24 protein-coding genes are annotated in these 22,790 nt (G+C 69.5%); 6 read left to right on the top strand and 18 right to left on the bottom strand.

The genetic code is table 11. From position 1 onward, the window contains the following. From ACIBQ1_RS18775 to ACIBQ1_RS18790, 4 genes are read right to left on the bottom strand one after another with little or no spacing between them, the layout of a single operon-like run. The gene (locus tag ACIBQ1_RS18775) at positions 1–504 is read right to left on the bottom strand and encodes a hypothetical protein (protein WP_397278949.1); all 504 of its coding nucleotides are present in this window, start codon (positions 502–504) and stop codon (positions 1–3) included. 31 nt (positions 505–535) lie between these two features. After that, positions 536–1,075 carry a hypothetical protein gene (locus tag ACIBQ1_RS18780; RefSeq protein ID WP_397278951.1) on the bottom strand — a complete coding sequence of 180 codons (540 nt, stop codon included), beginning with the start codon at positions 1,073–1,075 and terminating at the stop codon, positions 536–538. Positions 1,076–1,116: 41 nt separating this feature from the next. Further along, positions 1,117–2,010 (bottom strand): PASTA domain-containing protein, encoded by an 894-nt coding sequence (locus ACIBQ1_RS18785; protein WP_397278953.1) that lies wholly within the window; start codon positions 2,008–2,010, stop codon positions 1,117–1,119. Next, a complete protein-coding gene (locus ACIBQ1_RS18790) occupies positions 2,007–2,507 on the bottom strand; it encodes a SigE family RNA polymerase sigma factor (RefSeq protein WP_397278955.1) in 501 nt (166 codons plus the stop codon). The genes ACIBQ1_RS18785 and ACIBQ1_RS18790 overlap by 4 nt, the downstream gene beginning before the upstream one ends. Positions 2,508–2,576: 69 nt before the next feature. Between ACIBQ1_RS18790 and ACIBQ1_RS18795 the strand changes: the two genes are divergently transcribed. Then, a complete protein-coding gene (locus tag ACIBQ1_RS18795) occupies positions 2,577–3,605 on the top strand; it encodes an adenosine deaminase (RefSeq protein ID WP_397278957.1) in 1,029 nt (342 codons plus the stop codon). Between the two features lie 16 nt (positions 3,606–3,621). On the opposite strand, the gene ACIBQ1_RS18800 is transcribed toward ACIBQ1_RS18795, so the two are convergent. Both ACIBQ1_RS18800 and ACIBQ1_RS18805 read right to left on the bottom strand, forming a co-directional pair. After that, on the bottom strand, positions 3,622–4,404 hold the full coding sequence (locus tag ACIBQ1_RS18800; RefSeq protein ID WP_397278959.1) for a hypothetical protein: 783 nt from the start codon (positions 4,402–4,404) through the stop codon (positions 3,622–3,624). Next, positions 4,391–4,930, bottom strand: a complete 540-nt coding sequence (locus tag ACIBQ1_RS18805) for an RNA polymerase sigma factor (RefSeq protein WP_397278961.1) — start codon at positions 4,928–4,930, stop codon at positions 4,391–4,393. The genes ACIBQ1_RS18800 and ACIBQ1_RS18805 overlap by 14 nt, the downstream gene beginning before the upstream one ends. 126 nt (positions 4,931–5,056) lie before the next feature. Here ACIBQ1_RS18805 and ACIBQ1_RS18810 point away from each other — a divergent pair, with 126 nt between their 5' ends. Continuing rightward, positions 5,057–5,800, top strand: a complete 744-nt coding sequence (locus ACIBQ1_RS18810; protein ID WP_397278963.1) for a class I SAM-dependent methyltransferase — start codon at positions 5,057–5,059, stop codon at positions 5,798–5,800. 3 nt (positions 5,801–5,803) lie between these two features. Here the strand turns inward: ACIBQ1_RS18810 and ACIBQ1_RS18815 are convergent, their stop codons facing one another. From ACIBQ1_RS18815 to ACIBQ1_RS18835, 5 genes are all read right to left on the bottom strand, one after another. Then, complete coding sequence (locus ACIBQ1_RS18815; RefSeq protein ID WP_397278964.1) at positions 5,804–6,688, bottom strand: carbohydrate ABC transporter permease; 885 nt, start codon at positions 6,686–6,688, stop codon at positions 5,804–5,806. After that, complete coding sequence (locus ACIBQ1_RS18820) at positions 6,688–7,572, bottom strand: carbohydrate ABC transporter permease (protein WP_397278965.1); 885 nt, start codon at positions 7,570–7,572, stop codon at positions 6,688–6,690. The genes ACIBQ1_RS18815 and ACIBQ1_RS18820 overlap by 1 nt, the downstream gene beginning before the upstream one ends. A 66-nt stretch (positions 7,573–7,638) precedes the next feature. Further along, positions 7,639–8,907: an extracellular solute-binding protein gene (locus ACIBQ1_RS18825; RefSeq protein WP_397279117.1), complete on the bottom strand. Its 1,269-nt coding sequence runs from the start codon at positions 8,905–8,907 to the stop codon at positions 7,639–7,641. A 206-nt stretch (positions 8,908–9,113) separates the two neighbouring features. Beyond that, positions 9,114–10,985: an acyl-CoA dehydrogenase family protein gene (locus ACIBQ1_RS18830; RefSeq protein ID WP_397278967.1), complete on the bottom strand. Its 1,872-nt coding sequence runs from the start codon at positions 10,983–10,985 to the stop codon at positions 9,114–9,116. Positions 10,986–11,051: 66 nt separating this feature from the next. Further along, on the bottom strand, positions 11,052–12,278 hold the full coding sequence (locus tag ACIBQ1_RS18835; RefSeq protein WP_397278968.1) for an APC family permease: 1,227 nt from the start codon (positions 12,276–12,278) through the stop codon (positions 11,052–11,054). 81 nt (positions 12,279–12,359) lie between these two features. Here ACIBQ1_RS18835 and ACIBQ1_RS18840 point away from each other — a divergent pair, with 81 nt between their 5' ends. After that, positions 12,360–12,815: an Lrp/AsnC family transcriptional regulator gene (locus ACIBQ1_RS18840; RefSeq protein ID WP_397278970.1), complete on the top strand. Its 456-nt coding sequence runs from the start codon at positions 12,360–12,362 to the stop codon at positions 12,813–12,815. Between the two features lie 71 nt (positions 12,816–12,886). Then, the gene (locus ACIBQ1_RS18845) at positions 12,887–14,278 is read left to right on the top strand and encodes a serine hydrolase domain-containing protein (protein WP_397278972.1); all 1,392 of its coding nucleotides are present in this window, start codon (positions 12,887–12,889) and stop codon (positions 14,276–14,278) included. 371 nt (positions 14,279–14,649) lie between these two features. Here ACIBQ1_RS18845 and ACIBQ1_RS18850 read toward each other — a convergent pair whose 3' ends face one another. The 6 genes from ACIBQ1_RS18850 to ACIBQ1_RS18875 form a co-directional block, all read right to left on the bottom strand. Then, the gene (locus ACIBQ1_RS18850) at positions 14,650–15,795 is read right to left on the bottom strand and encodes an acetyl-CoA C-acetyltransferase (protein ID WP_397278974.1); all 1,146 of its coding nucleotides are present in this window, start codon (positions 15,793–15,795) and stop codon (positions 14,650–14,652) included. Between the two features lie 62 nt (positions 15,796–15,857). After that, positions 15,858–16,517 carry a hypothetical protein gene (locus ACIBQ1_RS18855; protein WP_397278976.1) on the bottom strand — a complete coding sequence of 220 codons (660 nt, stop codon included), beginning with the start codon at positions 16,515–16,517 and terminating at the stop codon, positions 15,858–15,860. A 28-nt stretch (positions 16,518–16,545) separates the two neighbouring features. Continuing rightward, entirely contained in the window at positions 16,546–17,313 is a 768-nt protein-coding gene (locus ACIBQ1_RS18860; protein ID WP_397278978.1) for a class F sortase, read from the bottom strand. Positions 17,314–17,318: 5 nt separating this feature from the next. Further along, the gene (locus tag ACIBQ1_RS18865) at positions 17,319–18,587 is read right to left on the bottom strand and encodes a hypothetical protein (RefSeq protein WP_397278980.1); all 1,269 of its coding nucleotides are present in this window, start codon (positions 18,585–18,587) and stop codon (positions 17,319–17,321) included. A 125-nt stretch (positions 18,588–18,712) separates the two neighbouring features. Then, entirely contained in the window at positions 18,713–19,486 is a 774-nt protein-coding gene (locus tag ACIBQ1_RS18870; RefSeq protein ID WP_397278981.1) for a class F sortase, read from the bottom strand. Next, on the bottom strand, positions 19,486–20,823 hold the full coding sequence (locus tag ACIBQ1_RS18875) for a hypothetical protein (protein ID WP_397278983.1): 1,338 nt from the start codon (positions 20,821–20,823) through the stop codon (positions 19,486–19,488). The genes ACIBQ1_RS18870 and ACIBQ1_RS18875 overlap by 1 nt, the downstream gene beginning before the upstream one ends. Before the next feature lie 179 nt (positions 20,824–21,002). On the opposite strand from ACIBQ1_RS18875, the gene ACIBQ1_RS18880 reads away from it, so the two are divergent. After that, positions 21,003–22,148 (top strand): acyl-CoA dehydrogenase family protein, encoded by a 1,146-nt coding sequence (locus tag ACIBQ1_RS18880; RefSeq protein ID WP_397278985.1) that lies wholly within the window; start codon positions 21,003–21,005, stop codon positions 22,146–22,148. 38 nt (positions 22,149–22,186) lie between these two features. Continuing rightward, positions 22,187–22,348 carry a hypothetical protein gene (locus ACIBQ1_RS18885; RefSeq protein WP_397278986.1) on the top strand — a complete coding sequence of 54 codons (162 nt, stop codon included), beginning with the start codon at positions 22,187–22,189 and terminating at the stop codon, positions 22,346–22,348. On the opposite strand, the gene ACIBQ1_RS18890 is transcribed toward ACIBQ1_RS18885, so the two are convergent. Beyond that, positions 22,345–22,773, bottom strand: coding sequence for a MarR family winged helix-turn-helix transcriptional regulator (locus ACIBQ1_RS18890; protein ID WP_397278988.1), 429 nt, complete (start codon positions 22,771–22,773; stop codon positions 22,345–22,347). The two genes, ACIBQ1_RS18885 and ACIBQ1_RS18890, sit on opposite strands and share 4 nt — an antisense overlap. Between the last annotated feature and the right edge of the window lie 17 nt (positions 22,774–22,790).

Here is a 22,790-nt window from a genome sequence, read left to right on the forward strand (position 1 = left end):
TCAGCGTGACTGGTCCAGGCCCACGCCGGCGGCGATGTGCCTGATCTGGGCCGCCAGGCCGGGCGTCGCGGCGATGTAGACCGCGGTGCCCGGCCGCTCCAGCCACATGAAGTTGCGCACGCCGGTACGCGTGGTCCAGCGCAGCGCCGGCATGCCCTTGTACGCCGTCAGCGACGACCTGGCGACCAGCGTGACGAACTCGTCGGCGTTCCGCGCCCCGCAGACGACGCCGACGTACATCTGCTCGTCCTCGCGCCGCCAGATGAGGCCCTTGACCTCGAGCGGCCGGGTGAGCGACCCCAGGCGGGCAAACGAGCCCACCCTGGTCAGCCCCTCGGGCATGGCGGGCAGCTCCACCCTCGTCTGGCCGCAGGTCAGCGCGGCGCCCTTGTGCGAGGCGTGCGCGGACGGCGGCGGTGTGCCGATCGCCTCGGGCGCGGGCGGGTCGTCGGCGCCGCACCCACCGAGCGCGAACATGAGGAGCACCGCTGCCAGACGCCGCATCGACCCCCCAAGAAACGCACGGAAAAGGCTCTCAGTCTCCTACAGGACTCTTGACTGAGGCGGCAATTGCCACCAGTTCGCCGCCCAGGGGGTCGCTGACCCTGATCCAGGCGCCCGTGCCCACGCGTTCGAGCCAGACGATCATCCGGCCGCCGTCCGGATGCCTGCCGACCACGGCGGCCCGGCCGCGTACGGTGATGGGGCGGGCGTCGAGGAGGGCGGTCCTCCTGGCGTAGCCCGCCCAGTCGGCGGCGGGCTCGACCTGGGCCTCCACGAACCGCCCGCCCGAGCCGAACCTGGCCCACGCCCCCTTCGGCTCGACGGCTCCCCCGCCGCTGCGCTCCAGCCCCGCGGGGAGGTAGGTGAGCCAGAGATCGTCGGAGACCACCGCGAGGGTGGGCTCGGCGACGGTGGCCCCGACCATGACAGGGCCCTCCACAGGGGCCGGGCGCGGGCGCCCGAACCCCGAGGAGAAGAGCGCGTAGATGACCAGGGAGGTCACCGCGAACGCGAGTGCCGTGAGCGCCGCCCGCCCGCCCCGGCCGATGCCGGGGGGCGCCTCAGGGATCATGCAAGGTTGATCCCCCGTTCGGCCTCATCCGTACCGCGGGTTCAGCCGGTCGCGCGGATGCCCTCCGCGATCTTCTTCGCCTCGGCCCGGCCGTCCACGTCCTTGACGTAGTCGGGGCTGAGGCACACCTCGACCGCGAGCCCGTCGCGCAGCTTCCAGGCGATCGTGAGCGTGCCCTCCTCCGAGCCGTCCGGCACGATCTCGCCGCCTTCGGAGAGCGTCGCCAGGCGCGCCTTCTCCCCACCGACGTCCACGCTCTCGGCGCCGTCCTCGGGGAAGCGGGTGAGTGCGCTCTTGGCGGCCGCGTCCTCGAACACGATCACCTGGACGGAGTAGTGCCCCGGCTCATTGCCCGGCTTGTCGAAGGTGGTGGTGTAGCTGCGCTTGCCGAAGCCGTCCTTGCCCGACCACTTGCCCCATTCGAGCCCTTCCGGCAGGTAATCCAGACGGATGCCGCCGAACTCCCGCCCGTCGCCCAGATCGCCCAGGTCCTGCGGCATGGTGACCGGCGGCGGCTCCAGGGTGAGCTCGACATGGCTGCCGGGCGTGACCTGCTGCCCGGCCGCGGGCTTCTGGTCTGTCACCCGGTTGTTCCGCACCTCCGTCGCCGCGAGGTCGGCCAGCAGTCCGGCCGCGCGCAGGGCTTCGGTCGCCTCGGTGGCGGTCTTGCCCGTCACGTCGGGCACGGTCACGTCCTCCTGCATCACGGCCCGGTTCTGGCCGCTCGCGACGTTCCCGCCGGCGGGTTCCCCGGAGTTCAGCGCCACGGGCACGGCCACCGCGACGGCCGCCGTGACGAGCGCCGCGCCCGCCACGCGAAACCGGAGCACGCGGGAGCGGTTGCGGCGCCGTACGGACCCGCCCAGGTCCGGCGGGGCCTGCACGCCGGCGACGTGTGCCGCCATGGCGTCCGTGAGCTCGTCCTCGATCGTCATCTGGTCACTTCCTCTGCGAGAGTCATGTTTTCGCGGATCCTGGCGAGCCCCCGCGCCGCCTGGCTCTTCACGGTCCCGACCGAGCAGCCGAGCAGGGCGGCCGTGTCATGCTCCGTCTGGTCCTCCCAGTAGCGCAGGACGAGCACGGCCCGCATCCTGGGCGGCAGCCTGCGCAGCTCCGTGATGAGCGCGTCGCGCAGGTCGAGGTCGGGTGAGTCGGCGGCGGTGTCGGGCGGCCGGGCGAAGGTGATCTCCTGCACGATCTTGCGGCGCCGCGCCTTGCTGATCGCCGCGTTCACGACGACCTTGCGCGCGTACGCCTCGGGGTTGTCGCGCCTGATCCGCGACCAGTGCCGGTAGACCTTCTCCAACGCGTGCTGCACCAGGTCCTCGGCGTCGTGCACGGTCGCGCCGCAGACCAGGATCGCGGTGCGCAGCAGCGAGGTGCTGCGGGCGGCCAGGAACTCGTCGAAGGCCGCTTCATCGTCATCTGTCATGAGCGAGGGTCCCCTTTCGCCCTCCCAAACGCGCGAAGCGGTCCCGGGGTTGAGTGGCAAGATATGCAAATGGCAAGGCCCCTGAACACGCTGCCCAAGGCACATCTACATCTGCATTTCACCGGATCGATGCGGCATTCCACGCTTATCGAGCTGGCCAGGGAGCAGGGGCTGCACCTGCCGGACGCGCTGGAGCAGGACTGGCCGCCCAAGTTGCGGGCCACCGACGAGCGCGGGTGGTTCAGGTTCCAGCGGCTGTACGACATCGCCAGGTCCGTGCTGACCCGCCCCGAGTACGTCTACCGGCTGCTGCGCGAGACGGCCGAGGACGAGGCGGCGGCCGGGTCGCGGTGGCTGGAGATCCAGGTGGACCCGTCGGGTTACGCGCAGCGGTTCGGCGGGCTGACGGCGACGCTGGAGCTGACGTTGGACGCGGCCCGCCTGGCGGCCGAGCACGCGGGGATCGGGATCGCGGTGATCGTGGCGGCCAACAGGACGCGCCACCCGCTCGACGCGAACACGCTGGCCAGGCTCGCCACCCAGTACGCCGGCAGGGGCGTGGTGGGGTTCGGGCTGTCCAACGACGAGCGGCGGGGCGAGGCGAGGGACTTCGAGCGGGCGTTCAGGATCGCCAAGCGGGGCGGGCTGCTGTCCGTGCCGCACGGGGGCGAGCTGCTGGGCCCGCGGAGCGTGTCGCAGTGCGTGGACGACCTGGACGCCGACCGGGTCGGGCACGGGGTGCGGGCGGCGGAGGACGAGCGGCTGATGCGGCGGCTGGCCGACCGGCAGATCTGCTGCGAGATCTGCCCCACCTCCAACGTGGGGCTGGGGGTGGCCGAGCGGGCCGCCGACGTGCCGCTGCGGCGGCTGTTCGACGCGGGGGTGCCGATCGCGCTGGGGTCCGACGACCCGCTGCTGTTCGGCGCGCGGCTGCTGCGCCAGTACGAGCTGGCCAGGGAGGTCTACGGTTTCAGCGACGCGGAGCTGGCCGAGCTGGCCCGCCAGTCCCTCCAGTCCTCCGCGGCCCCCGAGCCGGTGCGCAAGGAGCTGCTGGCGGGCGTGGACGAGTGGCTGACGGGCTCGCCCTCGCCCGAATGACGCGGCGATCCGGCCCTCAGCCGAGTGACGTGGCGATGCGGACGGCCTCTTCCTTGGTCTTGACGCCTTCCAGGCGGTAGTTCAGCGTGTCCTGCTGCCAGATGAGGGTGGGACCCGCCTGGCGCAGGGGGATCTCGGTGCCGTCCTGGCGGCTGAGGTAGCCGAGGGGGTGCGCCCCCTTGATCCACCACGCCTGGTAGGGCCCGACCTTGGTGTAGTCGGGCCAGGGCGGGCCGAGCTTCTTGAAGAACGCCGGGTCCAGGCCGCCGTCGAACTGGTCGAGCCGGACGCCGCCCGGCCAGAACATCGACACGACCCGGCCCCGGTCGGCGACCGTGACGCGTTCGGGCTCGCCGAGCGCCTTCGGCGTCCTGACCTGGAACTTCACCTCGGCCTTGAGGTCGTCCGGGTCCACGGTGTGCTCGTACGGCAGGGGCGTGACGGCGGTGACGGCCTTCGGCGGCGTGTCGCCGATCTGAAGCTCGATCCCGGCGAACCGCAGGATCCGCACCACCGCCGCCCGTCCCTGGGGGGTCGCGGCCGTGATCGCGATGACGACGAGGACGACGGCCGTGACGACCTTCCACCTCGCGCGCCGGTGCCGCCGCGCCGGGGTGTGCGGCCGTACGGGGGTGCTGACGGGGCCGTGCGCCGGGTCGGGGCTCTCACCGCGAGAAGCCTCAAGGCGGGCGCGTACGGCGGCGGCGACGTCCGCGGGCGGCGGGCCGGGGACGTCGATGAGGTCGCCGAGCGCCAGAAGTTCGGACTCCAGGTCGTCGAAAGGCTCACGCGAGTTCATTGCCCACCTCCTCCCTCAGCCGGGCCAGCCCCCGATGCGTGCTGGACTTGACGGTGCCCACGGGCCAGTCGAGCACCTGCGCCGTCTCCGCCTCGGTCAGCTGTAAGAAATACCGGCAGACGACGGCCTGGCGTTCCCGCTCGGGCAGCCGGCGTACCGCCTCCAGCAGGCGGGAGCGCCGGTCGGTGGCGACCGCGGTGCCCTCGGGGTCGTCGGGCGCGGCCACGGACGCCGTGGCGCTCAGCCGTAAGGCCAGCTCGGAGCGGCGCCCCCGGGACCGGGTCAGGTTGTGGGTCTCGTTGGCCACGATGCGCAGCAGCCACGGCCGGAACGGCGCGTCCCTGCGGAAGCCGGGCAGGTGCCGGTACGCCTTGACGAACGCCTCCTGCACCACGTCCTCGGCCTCGTCCCCCGCCCCCAGCATGAAAGCGGTACGGTGGGCGAGCGCGCTGTAACGGGCGACCAGCACCTCATAGGCGGCCTGGTCTCCCGCGAGCGAGCGCTCGATCGCCTCGTCGTCGTTCATGGCGAGTCAGATTCCATCCCATCCGAGGTGCCCCGGGGAAGGGTCTTTCGCGTATCGGGTGAACGTCACCGTTGATCGGGGCACTAGACTCGGGCAATCCATGAGCCCCCGAGAAGGAACGGGACTATGTCTTCTGGGTATGACCGTGTAGTGCAACCGGCGGCCGGTGACGAGGCCCTGGAGAACCACCTGGGTGGGGACGAGGCCAAGAACTATCGGCAGTACGAGTTCGACATGGTCGCCCCGCATGTCGGTCGTTCGATGCTGGAGATCGGCTCGGGCCTCGGCCACTTCGCCGAGCAGTTCCTGCCGCGCCTCGACAGGCTGGTCGTGAGCGACTTCGACCCCTACTGCGTCGAGCAGCTGGAAAAGCGGTTCGCGGAGCGCGACGAGATCGACGTCCTGCAGTTCGGGCTGCCGACCGACATCCCGCTCGAGGACAAGGTCGACACCGTCGTCATGATGAACGTCCTGGAGCACATCGAGGACGACGCCGAGGCGCTGCGCTCGCTGGCCCGCGTCACGCTGCCGGGCGGGCGGATCATCATCTGGGTGCCCGGCTACATGCAGCTCTACGGGGACTTCGACCGCAAGGTGGGCCACGTCCAGCGCTACACGCCCAAGACGCTCGGCGCGGCGGTCGCCAAGGCGGGCCTGGACGTCGAGGTGCTCAAGCCGATCAACTTCCTGGGCGGCATCGCCTGGTGGGCCGCCGTGCGCCGGGGCGGCGTCGGCTACCCCGACCCGCGCCTGGTCAAGATCTACGACCGTACGGTGGTCCCGACGACCCGCTTCATCGAGCGGTTCATCAGGCCACCGTTCGGCCAGACGGTCTTCTGCGTGGCACGGGTGCCCAAGCCCAAGGCGTAAGGGCTACTTGATCGACCCGGCCGTGAGGCCGCCCACCACCTTCCGCTCGATCAGCGCGAAGAGGATGATCACCGGGATGGTGGCGATCACGGACCCGGCGAACAGGTTCTGCCAGTCCACCTGGTATTGACCGATGAACGAGTTGAGCGCCACCGTGAGCGGCTGGTTCTCCGGGGTCGTGGTCAGCGTGAGCGCGACCACGAACTCGTTCCACGCGGCGATGAAGGTGAAGATCAGGGCCGTGATGACGCCGGGCATGGCCAGCGGCAGCGTGATCCTGAACAGCGCGCCGAAGCGGCCGTTCCCGTCGATGAACGCGGCCTCCTCCAGCTCGCGCGGGATCGAGGCGAAGTACGCGTTCAGGATCCACACCGCGAACGCCAGGTTGAACCCGCCGTTGACGAGGATCAGCGACCAGATCGAGTCCACCAGCCCGAACTGGAAGAACTCGCGGTAGATGCCGACCAGCATGGCCGTGGGCTGGAACATCTGGGTGATCAGCACGAGGATCAGGAACGCCGTGCGGCCCCTGAAGTTGTGCCTGGCCGAGTAGTACGCGGCGGGCAGCGCCACCAGGAGCACCAGCACGGTCGAGCCGCCGGCGACCTTGAGCGTCACCCACAGGTTGCCGGCCAGGCCGCTGGTCCAGAAGTTGGCGAGGTTCGACCACACCCACTCCTTCGGCCAGAACGACACCTCACGCAGGGACTCCTGTGAGCGCAGCGAGGTGAGCAACATCACCACGTACGGGAACAGGAAGATGAACGAGATGACGTACGCGGCGGCCGCGACGATCACGGTCTTGAGGCGCGGCATCCTGCGCCGCGCCGCCGGCCTGACGTGCTGACGCGGCCTGGTGGCCTGTGACGGCAGGGTGTTGACGGCCATCACGCCACCTCCTTGTTCCAGCGGGAGACCCTGAGGAAGATCATGGTCAGGATGATCACCATGCCGAAGTTGACGACGGACATGGCCGCCGACTCGCCGATGTTCGAGCCCTTGAGGATGAACATGAGGATCGTCGAGGTGGCCGTGGAGTAGCCGGGCTGGCCGTGTGTCATGGCCCAGATGATCGGGAAGCTGTTGAAGACGTTCATGACGTTGATGAGCGCCGCGACGGTGAGCGCGGGCCGCAGCAGCGGCAGTGTGATCGACCAGTACGTCCGGAACCGTCCGGCTCCGTCCATCGTGGCGGCCTCATAGACGTCGGCGGGGATCGTCGCCAGCCCGGCCAGCAGCGCGTACGTGGTGAACGGCACCGACACGAAGACGGCCACGAACACCAGCCACGGCATCGCGGTGGAGGCGTCGCCGAGCTGGTCGGCCGAGGCTCCGCCCATCGCGTCGATCAGCCCCAGCTTCAGCCGGATCTGGTTGATCACGCCGACCTCGGGGTCGAGCATCCACTTGAAGATGATCGCCGTCATCAGCACCGACGCGGCCCACGGCGCGATCAGCGCCCACCGGGCCGCCTTGCGCAGCGGGAAGCGCTGGTTGAACAGCTGGGCGAGGGCCAGCGAGATCAGCACGGTGAGCGCGACGACCGCGACCACCCAGATCACGCTGCGGACCATGATGTCGGCGAAGTCCTTCTCGGCGAACAGCTTCTCGTAGTTCGCGAAGCCGTTGTCACCCTGGACCACGCCGAACCGGCTGATCTTGAGGAACGACGACCTGATCATCTCGATCACGGGCCAGAGCACGACCAGCGCGATCAGCACCACGGCGGGCCCGACCCACGCGAGGGGCTCCAGGGCGCGCAACCTTCTCATGTGCAACCTTCCAAGACGGTGCGGCCGGCCCCGGTGAGAGCGCCGGCCGCACGGGCCCCCGACTGATCAGCCGGCCGCTTCGGCGGTCTTCTGCAGCTCACCGAGGACCTTGGCCGGGTCGTCCTTGACGGCCCCACCGATGGTCTGCTTGATCGCCGGGTTCACCTCAGCCCACTTGGGGTCCTGGAACGGGTAGAAACTGGCGTTCGGCAGCCCGTCGAGGAACGGCTTGAGCTTCTCGTCACTCGACAGCTTCTGGATGCCGCCGTTGGTGACGGGCAGCAGCTTGTACGTGTCGGAGATCTTCTGGGCGGCGCTGCCGGTGTAGAAGAAGTCGAAGAACTTCTTGATCTCGGCGGCGTGGCCGTTCTTGTTGAACGCCATGATCCAGTCCATGACGCCGAGCGTGGTGTCGAGCGGGCCGCTCTTGCCGGGGATCGGCGCGACGCCGTAGTTCTTCAGCCCGGCCGCGTCGAAGATCGGGATGGACATGGGGCCGCCGTTGACCATGCCGACCTTGCCTGCGCCGAAGTCCTCCCAGACCGTCTTACGGTCCTTGGTGCCCGGGTTGGGAGTGGTCAGGCCCGCGTCGACCAGGCCCTTCATGTACGTGAAGGTCTCGACGTTCTGCGGCGAGTTGATCGACCACTTGCCGGAGGCGTCCTTGTAGCCGCCGCCGTTGCCCAGCATCCACAGGAACGACTCGGCCTGGGCCTCCTCCTGGCCGAGCGGCATGCCGAACGGCTGCGTGACGCCGGCCTTCTTCAGCTTCTCGGCGTCGGCCTTCAGCTCGTCCCAGGTCTTCGGCGGCTCGGTGATGCCGGCCTTCTGGAACAGGTCCTTGTTGTAGAAGAGCGCCCGAGCGGAGGAGACGAACGGGATGCCGTACGCGGTGCCGTCGACCTTGCCGAAGTCGGCGAACTTCTGCAGCATGTCGCCCGAGACGTTCGGCGACAGCACCTCGTCCACCTTGTAGAGCAGCCCGTCCTTGACGAAGCCGGAGTAGTCGCCGGTCTGCAGGATGTCGGGCACCTGGCCGTTCTGGACCATGGTGGCGACCTGCTTGTCGATGTCGTTCCAGTTGATGACCTGGACGTCGACCTTGATGTTCGGGTTGGCCGCCTGGAACTCGTCCACGACGCCCTTCCAGAACGTCTCGCCCGAGTTCGGCTTGCCGGGGCCGTCGCCGTAGTCGGCGGCGACCATCTTCAGGGTGACCTGTCCGCCGCCCGACGCCTGTGTGTTGCCTCCGCCGCCGCCGGAGCCGCCGGAGCCGCAGCTGGACAGGACCAGCATCGTGGCAAGGCCGAGAGCGGCGCCGCCCACAAGCTTCATGTTCACTGGAGATACCGCCTTCTCGTCGGACGGGTGCTGGTCCGTACCAGCCAACGGACGCCGTCCTGGGGGATGAGGCACGTGAGCGTGCAGCTCGACGCGTTTGCGCAAGCGTAAGCCTGGATCAGCGGGCCGGTCTATACCGGCTCGTATCAGTTTGAAAACGTCCAGGGCGCTACACCCTCACAACCGGTCTAGACCGGGCGTCAGAGGATCTTTCTCCGGACGCTCTCCCCGCCCTGCGGCGTGCCGATCCACGGCCCCTCGACGGAGGGGTCGAGGATGCCCTCCTCGACGAACTCGTAGCGGCCGTCGAGCACGTAGCCGGCCAGCCGCACGTCGCCGGCGTCGCTGTTGTCCCAGAGCCGGTCGAACAGCGCGTCGACGCGGCGTCGTGCCTGGTGGCAGAAGGTGTCGGCGAGCTCGTACGGCCGGCGTCCGAGGTCCCTGGAGTCCTCCTCGGCCTTGACGCACACGGCGGTCATGGCGAACAGCTCGGCCCCGACGTCCACGAGCCTGCCGAGGAACGACTGCTTGTGCTCCAACCGGCCCTGCCAGCGGGACATGCCGTAGAAGGTGGAGCGCGCCAGCTTGCGGCTGGTCCGCTCCACGAAGCGCAGGTGCGCGGCCAGCGGGCCGAAGTCGCCGTACGACGTGGGCAGGTTGCCGGTGCCGGCCACCAGCGTGGGCAGCCACTTGGCGTAGAAGCGGCCGGCCCGGCGCAGGGCCTGGGCGCGTTCCTGGCGGGAGGCCTCCGGGTTGATCAGCTCGCCGGCGGCCGACAGGTGCGCGTCCACCGCCTCCCGGGTGATCATCAGGCGCATGATCTCCGAGGAGCCCTCGAAGATGCGGTTGATGCGGGAGTCGCGCAGCATCTGCTCGGCGGGCACGCCGCGCTCGCCGCGCGCCACGAGCGACTCGGCGGTCTCGTAGCCGCGCCCTCCCCTGATCTGGACCAGTTCGTCGAGCGCCTGGTACGACAGCTCCGACGCGTACAGCTTGGCCAGCGCCGCCTCGATCCTGATGTCGTTGCGCTGGTCGTCGGCCAGGCGGCTGGTGAGCTCGCAGAGGGCTTCGAGCGCGTACGCGGTCGAAGCGATGAACGCGATCTTGGTGGCCACGGCCTCGTGCTGCCCGACCTTGCGGCCCCACTGCACGCGCTCGTTGCCCCACTCGCGGGCGATCTTGACGGCCCACTTGGCGTTGCCCGCGCAGGTAGCCGGCAACGACAGGCGGCCGGTGTTCAGCGTGGTCAGGGCGATCTTCAGTCCCTGCCCCTCGCGCCCGATCAGGTTCTTGGCCGGCACCCTGACCTGGGAGAACTCGGTGACCCCGTTCTCGATGCCGCGCAATCCCATGAAGCCGTTGCGCCGCTTGACCGTGATGCCGGGAGAGTCGGCCTCGACCACGAACGCGCTGATCTTCTTGCCGGTCCTGGCCATGACCACCAGGAGGTCGGCGACGACGCCGTTGGTCGTCCACAGCTTGACGCCGTCGAGCACGTAGTCGTCGCCGTCGCGGACGGCGGTGGTGGACAGCCGGGCCGGGTCGGAGCCGACGTCGGGCTCGGTCAGCAGGAACGCGGAGATCTCGCCCGCCGCGCACCTCGGCAGGAACTCCCGCTTCTGCTCCTCGGTGCCGAACAGCTTGAGCGGCTGCGGCACCCCGATCGACTGGTGCGCCGACAGCAGCGTGGCCAGCGCCGGGCAGTACGAGCCGACGAGCATGAGCGTGCGGCAGTAGTACAGGTAGGGCAGCCCGAGCCCGCCGTACTCCTCGCCGATCGTGATGCCGAAGGCCCCGAGCCCCGCGAGCCCCTTGACCACCTCGTCCGGCACCTGCGCGGTCCGCTCGATGAGGGCGGGATCGACATGGGCGTCGAGGTAGCGCCGTACCGCCCTGACGAACTCCTCACCTCGCTTGGTCGCCTCGTCGGACAGCGTCGGCACGGGGTACACCAGATCCAGCCGGAAGTCGCCGAGGAAGAGCTGCTTGGCGAAGCTGGGCCGCGTCCACTCCTTCTCGCGGGCCTGCTCGCCGACCTCCCTGGATTCCGCGTACTTGGCGTGCTCGGTCATAGCACCTCCCGACGATGCGCCGTCCTGTGCTAGGAGTACTGCCCGCCTGACGGCGCCATGCGCCGTTTATAGCTGGATTTTGTACGAACGACGAGCATTCACGTTCAGCGCCCCGATCGCCACCAGGGCGAGCACGGCCGGCACCACGAGGTAGCCACCGCAGAACGCCAGCGCCACGAGCGACAGTCCGGCCCCCACCACGGCCGTGTTCCGGTGCCGCCCCGCGGGCAGCATCCGCACGGCCGCCACCACGCCGGCCGCCGTGACGGCGGCCAGGCACGCCGAGGTGGCCCGCATGAGCAGGTCCAGGTCCACCGCCCACACCAGCACGGGCACGCTGAGCACGGCGAGCAGCCCCAGGCTCCGGTACGGCGTCCCGCCCGGCGCCCCGCCCTTGGCGAACCAGCCCGGCAGCGCCCCGTCTCTGGCCATGGCCGCGCCCAGCCGGGAGGCCCCGGCGAGGTAGGTGTTGACCGCTCCGAAGGTCAGCAGCACCGCCACCACCCCGGTGACCGGCCGGGCGGCCGGGCCGATGCCGGTCTCCAGCATGGCGGTGAGCGGCACGCCGGTCATGCCGGGGCCGAGCACCCCGACGGAGGTGACCGACACGCCCACCAGGATCCCGACCACGACGAGCGTCACCACGGTGGCCCTGACCAGGCCGGCCCCCTTGCCGGCGAACTCGGCCGACAGATGGCTGGCCGCCTCCCAGCCGACGAAGGCGAACAGGAGCACGCCGGCCGCGTCCGCCACGCCCGCGGCGCCGTGCGGGGCGAAGGGGGCGAAGTTCCCCGGATCGGCATGCGGAGCGGCGGTGACCACGGCCGTGGCCAGCAGCGCGACGAGCAGGACGACGAAGCCGATCTGCAGCCGCCCCGAGGTGCGCAGGCCGGCGACGTTGGCGGCGAAGGCGGCTCCCAGGATCAGGCAGGCGGCCAGGGCGGCGTCCATGCCCAGCGTGGCCTCGACGTACTGGCCGCCGACCAGCGCGCCCGCGACGGTGCCGATGGGGACGGCGCCGTAGAACCACCAGCCGACCACGGCGGAGGCGTGCCGCCCGAACGCGAGCCCGGCGAAGCTCGCCACTCCCCCGCCGTCGGGATACCTAGCGCCGAGCGCGGCGAAGGTCAGCGCGACGGGGACGCTCAGCGCGAGCAGCCCGGCCCAGGCCAGCACGGACGCGGGCCCCGCGGCAGCGGCGGCGAGGTGCGGCAGCACCAGCATCCCCGGCCCCAGGACCGCTCCCACCAGCAGGGCCGTACCGTGTCCCGCACCAATGCGATGTTCCGTCATGCCCCCGAAACTAGTGCACTCATTCGGCCCATTCCCGTGCTAGCCGAACGAATGGTCGGAAGTGCGTGAGACCATCCACACATGGACGAACTTGATTCGGAAATCGTGCGGCTGCTCCAAACGGATGCGCGGCAGTCCAACCGGGAGCTGGCCCGGCAGCTCGGCGTGGCGCCCTCGACCTGCCTGGAGCGGGTCAGGTCGCTCACCCGGCGCGGCGTCATCCGCGGCTACCACGCCGACATCGACCCGGCCGCGCTCAACCGGAGCGTCCAGGCCATGGTGTCGGTCCAGGTGCGCCCGCTGAGCCGGCCGGTGATCAACGCGTTCAAGTCGTCGGCGGCGGCGATGCCGGAGGTGCTCAGCGTGTTCGTGCTGGCGGGCGGGGACGACTTCCTCCTGCACGTGGCGGTGCCGGACCTGGACCACCTGCACTCGTTCCTGCTCGACCGGCTGAGCAAGCGCAAGGAGATCGTCGGCTTCCGCACGTCGGTGATCTTCCAGCAGGTGCACAACACCGTCCCGGAGCGGCTGACCTGACTTTCGTCAGGGGTGGCACTGGACGGTCGGCCGATCCGGAGGGCGGGGGTGACTTCCTAGATTTTCTCCCCGTGATAGCAGTGAAGTCCCTCCTGATCGGCCTCTCGACGGCGCTGACCCTCGCCCCCGTCCCGCAGCCGACGCCCCAGACCATCGACGCCTACCTCCGGCAGGCCATGGAGTCCACCGGATTGCCCGGCATGTCCGTGGTCGTGACGCGCAACGGCAAGGTCGTGCACGCGGCCGGCTACGGCCACGACTCCGAGGGGCGTGCCGTGACCGAGAACACCCCGATGCGCGTGGCCTCGGTCAGCAAGTCGTTCACCGCGACGGCCGTGATGACGCTCGTGGAGCGGGGCAGGATCAAGCTGGACGAGCCGGTGGCCGCGCAGCTGCCGGGGTTCCGGATGGCGGATCCGCGCGCGGCCGCGATCACCGTACGGCAGTTGCTGAACCAGACCTCCGGCCTGTCGGACACGACGGTCGACATCGCGGCCGTGGAAGAGGCCACCTCGCTCGCCGACTACACCTCCCGGCTGTCCGGCTCCGAGCTGCGCGCCGCCCCCGGCACCCGGTGGGAGTACTGCAACGTCAACTACGACCTGGCCGCCCGGCTGGTGGAGGTGGCCTCCGGGCAACGGTTCGGCGACTACCTGCGGAATCGGGTGTTCGGCCCGCTCGGCATGAAGTCCAGCGCCGTCAGCGACCGGGTCGTCAGGCCGGCCGACGGCTACAACTCGATCTTCGGCGCCTGGCTCCCGCGTCCCGAGCTGTCCGGCTTCCTCAACGACAGCGGCTCGGGCGGGGTCATCACCACCGCCGCCGACATGGGCAGGTGGCTGATCGCGCAGTCGGGCGACGGCCGCCCGCTGGTCAAGCGGGAGAGCCTGGACCTCATGCACACGCCTACCAAGATCCGCGACTACGGCATGGGCTGGGGCGTCGAGCGCGACACCGGGCAGCTCGTGCACTCGGGGAACCTGTTCACGTACAACGCCGTCGAGGCGATCTCCCCCAAGACCGGGTACGGCTTCGCCGTCATGACGAACGGGGCGGCGCTGACCGACGAGACGTACACGGTCATGGAGGGGCTGACCGCCCTGAGCGAGGGCCGGGTCCCTGAGGTGCCCGGGGGTGACCGGCAGCTGTTCGAGCTGGTGCTGGGCGCGCTGGCGGCGGTCGCGGCCGGCCTCGGCGTCATGGGCGTGCTGCGCTCGCGGCGCTGGGCCGCCCGGCGCGCGGGCGGGCGCCCCTGGTGGCGGCTGGTGCCCGTGCTGCTGCCCGTGGCCGTGCTGGCGGCCTATCCGGACCTGATCTCGTTCCTCATGAACGGGCGGACGGTGACCTGGGCCCAGCTCACCTACTTCGCCGCGCCCCTGTCGATCACGGTGCTGGTGGCGGCCCTGTCGGGGGCGGCGGTGGCGGCGGCCCGGCTCCGGGCGCTCTCACTCGCGAGGCGTTAATTCGGTTGCACGGGCTCGCGGGCGGCCCGTACTGTCATGGACATGCGCCTTTACCTGTGATTCGCCGCTGCTCGGCAGCGAGACCGCCCGTCATCCGTCCAGACGCGGCAGCTGAGCTTGCAGACCGGCCTCGATGAGCCGCGTCGTGAGTCTGTGTAAAGGAGCTTCCTTATGCGAGTCCGTTCATCCAGGAAAAAGAACCTTCCCGGATTGCCCGTGACGCGGCCGATGCCCAAGATGCCGCAACGGCCGATCATGCCGCCCCGGCGCATCCCGCCGAAGGGCCGCTAGACAACTACTCAGGATGGGTAGTTAGGCGGGCGCCGCCTCCCCCGTACGCCAGGAGGCGGCGCCCGCACCTTTCATGCCTTTCAGAGGCGCTCGATGATGGTGACGTTGGCCTGGCCGCCGCCCTCGCACATCGTCTGCAGCCCGTACCGGCCGCCCGTGCGCTCGAGCTCGTGCAGGAGCTTGGTCATCAGGATCGCGCCCGTGCCGCCGAGCGGGTGGCCCAGCGCGATGGCCCCGCCGTTCGGGTTGACCTTGGCCGGGTCGGCGCCGAGCTCGTGCGTCCAGGCCAGCGGCACCGGCGCGAACGCCTCGTTGATCTCCACCACGTCGATGTCGTCGATCGACATGCCGGCCTTCTCCAGCGCCCGCCGCGTGGCGGGGATGGGCGCGGTCAGCATGTAGACGGGGTCGTCGCCCATGAGGGCGAGCTGGTGGATGCGGGCCCGCGGTGTGAGGCCGTGGTCCCTGACCGCCTGCTCGGAGGCGATCAGCAGCGCGCCGGAGCCGTCGGAGATCTGCGAGGAGGTGGCGGCGGTGATCTGGCCGCCCTCCTTCAGCGTCTTGAGCGTGGCCATCTTCTCCAGCGTCGTGTCGGCCCGCGGGCCCTCGTCGTCCTCGACGCCGTTGACGGGGGCGATCTGGTCCTTGAAGTAGCCGTTCGCGATGGCCTTGGCGGCGCGCTGGTGGGACTCCAGCGCGAACCGCTCCAGCGTCTCCCTCGTGTAGCCCCACTTCTCGCACATCAGCTCCGCGCCGCGGAACTGCGAGATCTCCTGCTTGCCGTACCGTTCGACCCACGTCTCGCCGAACGGGAAAGGCATGCCCTTCTCCAGCGCGGCCGTGATCGACGAGCCCATCGGCACGACGCTCATCGACTCCACGCCGGCGGCCACGACCAGGTCCTGGGTGCCGGACAGCACGCCCTGGGCGGCGAAGTGGATCGACTGCTGCGAGGAGCCGCACTGCCGGTCGATCGTGACGCCGGCGGTGGTCTCCGGCAGGCCGGCCGACAACCAGGCGTTCCGCGCGATGTCCATGCTCTGGGGGCCGAACTGCATGACGCACCCCATGATGACGTCCTCGACCGCCGCGGGGTCGACGCCGGTGCGGTCGATCAGCGCCTTCAGCGTGTGCGCGGCCAGGTCAGTGGGGTGGACGGTGGAAAGGCCGCCCTTCTTCTTGCCGACCGGGGTGCGGACTGCCCCGACGATGTACGCCTCTGCCACAGTGCCTCCTGGAAACCGAGCATTATTCGGTTACTAGGGGCAGACTACAACAGAACGACGTTCTACTCACGTGCGGGCGGAACCAGCTCCTCCGCCGCGTCCACCCGGAACCGCCAGCGGTCCACGACCAGCCCGTTCAGCGACTCGGCCAGCTCCAGCGCGAGCGCGCCGAGCTTGGCGGGCTCGTCGCCGCGCAACTCGATCGCGGTCAGCTCGACGGCGAAGGGCAGGAGCTCCTGCACCGCGGGCGGCTGCCCCTTCTGGGGAACGAGCACGGCCCGGATGTCACCGGCCGTGAAGGCGAACTCGTCCTCCTCGTCCTGCTCCAGCAGCGGCGCCAGCTCCTCGGCGGTCGGCCGCGACGGGAGGATGACGGCCGGCCCGCCCTCCTCGTCGTCGGCGGGATCGCTCACCTCGCCCCGGCACACCGCGAGCCCCTTGAGCCGGAAGGCCAGGCCCTCGGCGAGGTAACGGTCGAAGTAGTTCAGCGGCAGCGGCCCCTCGGCGGACACCCTGACCGCCCACACCTTCTCCAGCTCGCCACCGGTCAGCTCGGGCTCGGCCTCCACGGGCGCGTGCACCCGCACGTCGGTGGCCACGATGTCGTCGCCGTCCTTCTTCGCGCCGGGATCCGCGAGCCGTACGATCCGCAACAACTCGGCCGGATCCGGCTTGGCCGGCAAGGCCGCCGTCGGGCCAGTACGCAGTCTCCGCTTCGCCATCCAGCCCATAAGCCCGCCTCCGCGCCGTTCAGCTTCGATAGGAGCTCGTCATCGTCGCGTAGACGATGACGTTGTCGTCGTAGTGACCGATCGTGCGATCGTAGGCCCCACCGCAGGTGATCAGGTGAAGCTGAGCGTTCTCCTGGGGCCCGTAGACCCGCTGGGTCGGGAACGTCTTCTTGCTCGCCTGCTCGATGCCGCCGACGGTGAACACCGCGGTCGTCTTGTCCTGGCGCTGGATCTCGATGATGTCGCCGTTCTTGAGCTCGGGCAACCTGCTGAACACGGCGCTGCGCGTCCGGGTGTCCTTGTGCCCCAGGATCACGGCCGGCCCAGCCTCACCCGGGGTGGACATGTTCCGGTACCACCCGGCCAGGTTGGGGTTCTCCGACGGAGGCACCTCGATCGTCCCGTCCTTCTTCAGCCCGACGGACATGATCGGCGCGTTGATCCCGAGCTTCTTGATCACGATCCGCTTGGGCGTGGAGGGCATCATGGGGGGCGCGGGGTTGATCTGCGGCAGCGGCGGCGGCACGTCGGGAGCCGCCTGGAAGAGCGCCTGCTCGGGCTGCCCGGTGGCCTTCCCGTCCGGCTGCGCCTGCAGCTTCAGGATGTCGCGGTTGTTGCTCGCGAGCCCGTACTCCTCGGGGGACTTGAGCACGATCAGCAGCCCGGCCACGACGGTCACGACACCGGCGATGGCCGCCACGATGAGCACGATCCTGAGCGTCGCGCTCCCCTTGTCCGCGGGCGGCGGCAACTGCTGCCCGCCGCCGTACGGATAGTGCCCCGACATGCCCGTCAGCCCCTGGTGGCGTTACGCCGCCGCATGACGAGCCCGCCGACGGCCGCGGCCCCTACGAGCGCGGTGCCGGTCAGGATGAACATCCGCCCGTCGGGCCCCGCCTCACCACCGGCACCGGTGTCGGCCCCGGCCTTGGGGGTCTTCGACTTCTTGCTGGAGGGGGTGACGGTCACCGTCGCGGTGCTGGTCTTGGTGGGCTTGGGGCTGGAACTCGTGGGAGTGGAGGACGGGCTGCTGGATGCGCTGCTCACCTGGAAGGTGTACGCCTTGAGGCCGGTCGTGGGGGCCAGGCACTTGATCGTGGGCGAGGACGCCGAGGTGCCGAAGGCCAGGTCGCCGGCAGTCAGGGACACCGTGCCCGTGGTGGTGGGCTTGACCTTGATGGAGACGCTGGTGGGCAGCGTGATGTTCTGGCCGATGGTGACGGTGCCCAGCGTCGCTTCCCCGGTAGCGGTGGAGGGGGCTCCGGCGCCGCTCGCCTTGATGGTGACGAACATCTTGGGGCTGGTGGTGGGGAAGCCGGTGGGGGCCTTCAACTGTTCGCCGGTGGACTGGATGGTGCCGGTCCAGGTGATCGTGGCGTCGGCGTTGGCGGTGGCGCTGGTGGGCGGCGTCATGACGACCTTCATGTCGACGTCGGCCGGGTAGTCGGCGTCACCGCCGCCGCTGGCAAGGTCACAGTCATAGGCGACGACATCGTCGGTCCCGCCACCGCCACCGGTCCCGATCGTGACGTCCAGGACCTCGGTCGACGTCGTCGTGCACGTCGTCGTCGTGGTGCTGGGCGAGAGGAGGCTCAGCACCAGCTGGCCGGGCTTCACGCTGACCTTGCCCGTCGAGCCGGTCGGCACAGAGACCTTGTAGACCACGTCCTTGGCCGGCACCGTGGCGCTCGTTGTGACGTTGGCACCAGTCTTGACGCCAGGGTCCTGAATCGAGCCGGGTGTCGGCGTCAACGTGGCGTTGACCTGCAAGGTCGTGGCGGCCGTCGGCGCAGTTGCAAGCGTCAGCTCCGGGACCTTCACCGTCAGGTCGAAGGTCGTGCCTGCGGTCACCGAGTCGGGAGCGCTGAGCCCGACGCTGATGGTCCCACCCGTGCTGCTGAGCATCGACCCTGTGCACGTGTAGCTGAACTGCTTCGTCACAGCAGCTAACGCGGGCGTCGGGGTCGAGACCACGAAGATGGAGCCGACAAAGATCGCGAGCGTGCCCGTCAATCCCAATGCGGACGTCTTACGGGCGAGGCGGCGCCACGCCTGGGACATAAGCACGGGTCCATCTCCGTTCAAAGCCAGTGTTCAACAGTCGTGCCAGAATTCCAGCCATTGGTCACGGTTAGGTTGAGATCCTACGAACTGTCCCTGTCAAGTTCCCGTAAACCGCCAAAACCCTAGCCCTTCTTCTTCGACAACGTTGCGTACACGACGATGTTGTCCGTGTAACTGTGCGCTGTCTTGTTGAAGACCCCACCACACGTGATCAGCCTCAACTGGGCGTTGCTCGTGTTCCCGTACACCCGGGACGTCGGGAACGTCGACTTGCTCGCCTGCTCGATCCCGCTCACCGTGAACCGCGTGACCTTCCCGTCCGACCGGTACACGTAGATCTGGTCGCCCTTGGCCAGCTCGCGGAGGCGGTCGAAGACGGCCGGGCCCTTGCGGGTGCTCACGTGGCCGTTGATGACCGAGGGGCCGAGCTCGCCGGGCACCGGCGAGCCCTTGTACCAGCCCGTCTGGTTGGGCTTGGTCAGGGGCGGGGTGCCCAGCTTGCCCTTGCTGTCCACGGTGACGGCCCCGATGGGCGCGTTCACCTTGATCTTGGGGATCTTGACGCGGACCGGCCTGGACCGGGTGGACTTGGCCTTGGCCGAGGGGATCGGGGACACGACCGGGACCGCCGGAAGCGGGGCCGGCGCGTCCAGGCGGGCCTGGGTCAGGGGGACGCCCTTGCCGCCTGGGCCCACGGTGGGCGGGAGGACGAACGCGCCCGCGTTCGCCACCTCCACCTGCGTCGGCTGGTCCTGCGCCGCCGCCAGCGAGCCCGAGCCCTCCTCCGGGGTGGGCCACAGCGAGAGCATGCTCACCATGACCAGGCCGACGCCGCCCAGCGAGCCGGCGATCAGCAATCCGGGCAGTGCCCGCTGCATCGGTGTCTGCTCGGTCATCAGTGCGCTCCTCCCGCGTGCGCGGCCCTGCGTCTGCGCAGCAGCAACCCGCCGCCCGCGCCGCCGATCACCAGTGCGGCCATCAGCCCGTACGGCCCGTCCTCGCGCTCCGGCGCCTCACCGGTGTCCACACCGCCCTTGGGGGTGTTGGCCACCTGCGCCCTGTAGTACTTGGTCGCGGTCGGCCCGGTGGCCTTGGGCGTGGTCGAGCTGGTGCCGGTGGCATTGGGAACCACGATCACCCGCCCGAGGCCGTTGTCGTTGTTGCCGCCGTTGTTGTTGTTCGGGGTGGTCTGGGTCCCGGTGGGCGTCGAGGTCGGGCTGGTCGTCGGACTCGTGGTGGGACTGGTGGTGGGGGTGCCGGTCGGCGTCTGCGTGCCGGAGGGGCCGGAGACGGTGATGTCGATGGCGCCAGGATTGTTCTGGAGCGTGCAGGTGGCCTGATTGTGGGCCGGCGGTTCGGGGATGTCGCCGGTGATCACCTGGAAGGCGTCCACGTACGCGTCCTTGGCCTCGGTGTTGACGACCTCGATGGTGTGACTCCCGTAGTCGAGCTGCGGGGACTCCCAAAGGACCTCCTGGCTCTCGGTGCCCGTCATAGCGTTCCCGCTACGGTCCAGGCCCGGCTCCACCAGGGGATCGGTGACGGTCTGCCCGTCGAGGACCACTCGGATCGGCCCCAGGCCCGGCGCCCGGCGGCCGATGTAGGCCACCTTCGTGCCGATGAACTCCAGCTTGGCCGTGGCATCTTTCGCGCTGGTCTTCTGCACGTCGTTGAGGAAGTCGGAGTATTCCGGCGCGGTGTACTCGTGACTCCAGGAGCCCGTATAGGTGATCTTCCGGTTGTTGTTGACCTTCACCTCGCCCTCGGCGGGCGTGAACCTGACGGCCAGCGTGGTGGGCTTGAAGCGGATGGTTCCGGTACGCGTGAGAGACGCGCTGTCCGACAACCCCTCGGGAAGCTCCAGGTAGTTACCCGGCAGCAGCTCGCCCTGCTCCTTGCCGCCCCGGGGCCGGAGCTGGCCGATCCAGGCGCCGCTGATGTCCACGACGCCCTCCAGGTCCAAGGAGGACCCCTCGGGGAAGAATCCGGGAGACCCAAACTTTTTCACGCTCTTGTACGACATGTCCCAGCGGACGTTCATGGTGCCCGCCTCGACCTGAGGGGTCATGCGGGCCTCGATGTCCACGCCCGCACCGGCGATGCCACCCGTACACCTGTAGTCGGCCACCAGCGAGGCCGCAGCCTGGCCCGGGACCGAGGACGTCGCGACGAACGCCGCCGACGTGGCTATGCCCACCGATGCGGCAATCAGCCCCTTGCGCCACCGACTCACGGGAGACTCCGATCACGCCACAAATAGACCGAGGGTAGATCTTAGAGTCGAAAACATCTGCAACACATGCCGATTGGGACAACGTCCAGCACTTGTGATGAAGCCGTGTCCACAGGTATCCGCCGTACTGGGAAAGGGGGTATACCTACGAGTAACAGAACTCTATTCGGGAGGACCCTGTGCGGCGAGACCTCTTCGACGAGGAGCACCTGCTCTTCCGCGAGACCGTGCGCGAGTTCATGGCCAGGGAGGTCGTGCCCCACCACGCCCAGTGGGAGAAGGACGGCATCGTCCCGCGTGAGGTCTGGAAGAAGGCCGGGGAGCTCGGGATGTTCGGGTTCTCGGTGCCGGAGGAGTACGGCGGGGCGGGGGTCACGGACTTCCGGTACAACGCCGTGATCGTCGAGGAGATCATCGGGAACGGCGCCAGCGGGCTCGGGTTCTCGCTGCACAACGACGTCATGGCGCCGTACCTGGTGGATCTGACGAACGACGAGCAGAAGCAGCGGTGGCTGCCCGGCTTCGCGAGCGGGGAGCTGATCACCGCGATCGCGATGAGCGAGCCGGGGGCCGGCAGCGACCTGCAGGGGATCAGGACCACGGCCATCCGCGAGGGCGACCACTACCTGGTGAACGGGCAGAAGACGTTCATCACGAACGGGATCAACGCCGACCTGGTCGTGGTCGTGGCCAAGACCGACCCCGACGCGGGCGCCAGGGGGACCACGCTGATCGTGGTCGAGCGCGGTATGGAGGGGTTCGAGCGGGGGCGCAATCTCGAGAAGATCGGGATGAAGGCGCAGGACACGGCCGAGCTGTTCTTCGAGAACGTACGCGTGCCCGTCGCCAACCGCCTGGGCCCGCGCGACGGCGAGGGCTTCTTCCAGCTCATGCACAACCTCCCGCAGGAGCGCCTGTCGATCGCCGTGGGGGCGGTGGCCGCGGCGGAGGCCGTGCTGGCGGAGACCATCGAGTACTGCAAGACCCGGCAGGCCTTCGGGCGGAGCATCGGGTCTTTCCAGAACACCCGGTTCGTGCTGGCGGAGCTGGCCACCGAGACGGAGATCGCCCGCCACTACGTGGACAAGTGCATCCTGGCGCTCAACGCCGGGCAGCTCGACGCGGTGGACGCGGCCAAGGCCAAGTGGTGGACCACCGAGCTGCAGACCAAGGTCATCGACCGCTGCCTCCAGCTGCACGGCGGGTACGGCTACATGATGGAGTACCCGGTCGCCAAGGCCTGGCTCGACAGCCGGGTCCAGACGATCTACGGCGGCACCACCGAGATCATGAAGGAGATCATCGGGCGGTCCTTCGGATTCTGACCGCACGGGAAGGCGGCCGGCACCGCATACTGGACACCATGGACGGCGGCCTGATCCTCCTGGCTTTCCTGGCGTTGCTGTTCGCCTGGGGCCTCAACCGCGTACGCCGGGCGATCCGCCTGGGGCCGGTGGCCTACGGCGGTGTGATGATCGTGTTCATCATCGTCATGCTCCTCCTCTGGGGCCAGACCAAGATCTAACCGGGCATGCCCTCGACGAAGCGGGTGAGCAGCCGGGCGAACTCCGCCCGGTCCCGCTCCGGCCACTCCTCCATGACCGCCGCGAACGCCTCCTGCCTGGTGCGGCGGGCGTGCTCCAGCGCCGCCTGCCCGGCCTCGGTCAGCACCAGCCACGCCTTGCGCCCGTCGGCCTGATCGGCTTCCCGCCGGACGAGGCCCGCCGCCACGGCCGCCGCCACCAGCCGGCTGGCCCGCGGCTGATCGACGCTGAGCGCCTGCGCGACCGTGGACACGGTGACGGACCCGCCGGCCCCCTCGATCACGTCGAGCACCTCGTACTCCGGCCCTGCGGCGCCCTGCTGCCGGGCCAGCACCCGCCTGCTCTGCCGCCGCCTGATCGCGACCATCGCCCGCTCGACCGCGGCAACATACTTGTCTTCATACATATTGTTGCTATCTTACA

It is taken from the genome of Nonomuraea sp. NPDC050153, assembly GCF_044460125.1.
Taxonomy (GTDB): domain Bacteria; phylum Actinomycetota; class Actinomycetes; order Streptosporangiales; family Streptosporangiaceae; genus Nonomuraea.

What these genes read in the sequence shown, in the direction of transcription:
- ACIBQ1_RS18885 (WP_397278986.1), top strand. Translation starts at nt 22,187, where the DNA reads ATGGACGGCGGCCTGATCCTCCTGGCTTTCCTGGCGTTGCTGTTCGCC.
- ACIBQ1_RS18830 (WP_397278967.1), bottom strand. Translation starts at nt 10,985, where the DNA reads ATGACCGAGCACGCCAAGTACGCGGAATCCAGGGAGGTCGGCGAGCAG.
- ACIBQ1_RS18820 (WP_397278965.1), bottom strand. Translation starts at nt 7,572, where the DNA reads ATGAGAAGGTTGCGCGCCCTGGAGCCCCTCGCGTGGGTCGGGCCCGCC.
- ACIBQ1_RS18890 (WP_397278988.1), bottom strand. Translation starts at nt 22,773, where the DNA reads ATGTATGAAGACAAGTATGTTGCCGCGGTCGAGCGGGCGATGGTCGCG.
- ACIBQ1_RS18790 (WP_397278955.1), bottom strand. Translation starts at nt 2,507, where the DNA reads ATGACAGATGACGATGAAGCGGCCTTCGACGAGTTCCTGGCCGCCCGC.
- ACIBQ1_RS18795 (WP_397278957.1), top strand. Translation starts at nt 2,577, where the DNA reads ATGGCAAGGCCCCTGAACACGCTGCCCAAGGCACATCTACATCTGCAT.
- ACIBQ1_RS18865 (WP_397278980.1), bottom strand. Translation starts at nt 18,587, where the DNA reads ATGTCCCAGGCGTGGCGCCGCCTCGCCCGTAAGACGTCCGCATTGGGA.
- ACIBQ1_RS18860 (WP_397278978.1), bottom strand. Translation starts at nt 17,313, where the DNA reads ATGTCGGGGCACTATCCGTACGGCGGCGGGCAGCAGTTGCCGCCGCCC.
- ACIBQ1_RS18805 (WP_397278961.1), bottom strand. Translation starts at nt 4,930, where the DNA reads ATGAACGACGACGAGGCGATCGAGCGCTCGCTCGCGGGAGACCAGGCC.
- ACIBQ1_RS18835 (WP_397278968.1), bottom strand. Translation starts at nt 12,278, where the DNA reads ATGACGGAACATCGCATTGGTGCGGGACACGGTACGGCCCTGCTGGTG.
- ACIBQ1_RS18870 (WP_397278981.1), bottom strand. Translation starts at nt 19,486, where the DNA reads ATGACCGAGCAGACACCGATGCAGCGGGCACTGCCCGGATTGCTGATC.
- ACIBQ1_RS18840 (WP_397278970.1), top strand. Translation starts at nt 12,360, where the DNA reads ATGGACGAACTTGATTCGGAAATCGTGCGGCTGCTCCAAACGGATGCG.
- ACIBQ1_RS18855 (WP_397278976.1), bottom strand. Translation starts at nt 16,517, where the DNA reads ATGGCGAAGCGGAGACTGCGTACTGGCCCGACGGCGGCCTTGCCGGCC.
- ACIBQ1_RS18825 (WP_397279117.1), bottom strand. Translation starts at nt 8,907, where the DNA reads ATGAAGCTTGTGGGCGGCGCCGCTCTCGGCCTTGCCACGATGCTGGTC.
- ACIBQ1_RS18800 (WP_397278959.1), bottom strand. Translation starts at nt 4,404, where the DNA reads ATGAACTCGCGTGAGCCTTTCGACGACCTGGAGTCCGAACTTCTGGCG.
- ACIBQ1_RS18815 (WP_397278964.1), bottom strand. Translation starts at nt 6,688, where the DNA reads ATGGCCGTCAACACCCTGCCGTCACAGGCCACCAGGCCGCGTCAGCAC.
- ACIBQ1_RS18785 (WP_397278953.1), bottom strand. Translation starts at nt 2,010, where the DNA reads ATGACGATCGAGGACGAGCTCACGGACGCCATGGCGGCACACGTCGCC.
- ACIBQ1_RS18780 (WP_397278951.1), bottom strand. Translation starts at nt 1,075, where the DNA reads ATGATCCCTGAGGCGCCCCCCGGCATCGGCCGGGGCGGGCGGGCGGCG.
- ACIBQ1_RS18810 (WP_397278963.1), top strand. Translation starts at nt 5,057, where the DNA reads ATGTCTTCTGGGTATGACCGTGTAGTGCAACCGGCGGCCGGTGACGAG.
- ACIBQ1_RS18775 (WP_397278949.1), bottom strand. Translation starts at nt 504, where the DNA reads ATGCGGCGTCTGGCAGCGGTGCTCCTCATGTTCGCGCTCGGTGGGTGC.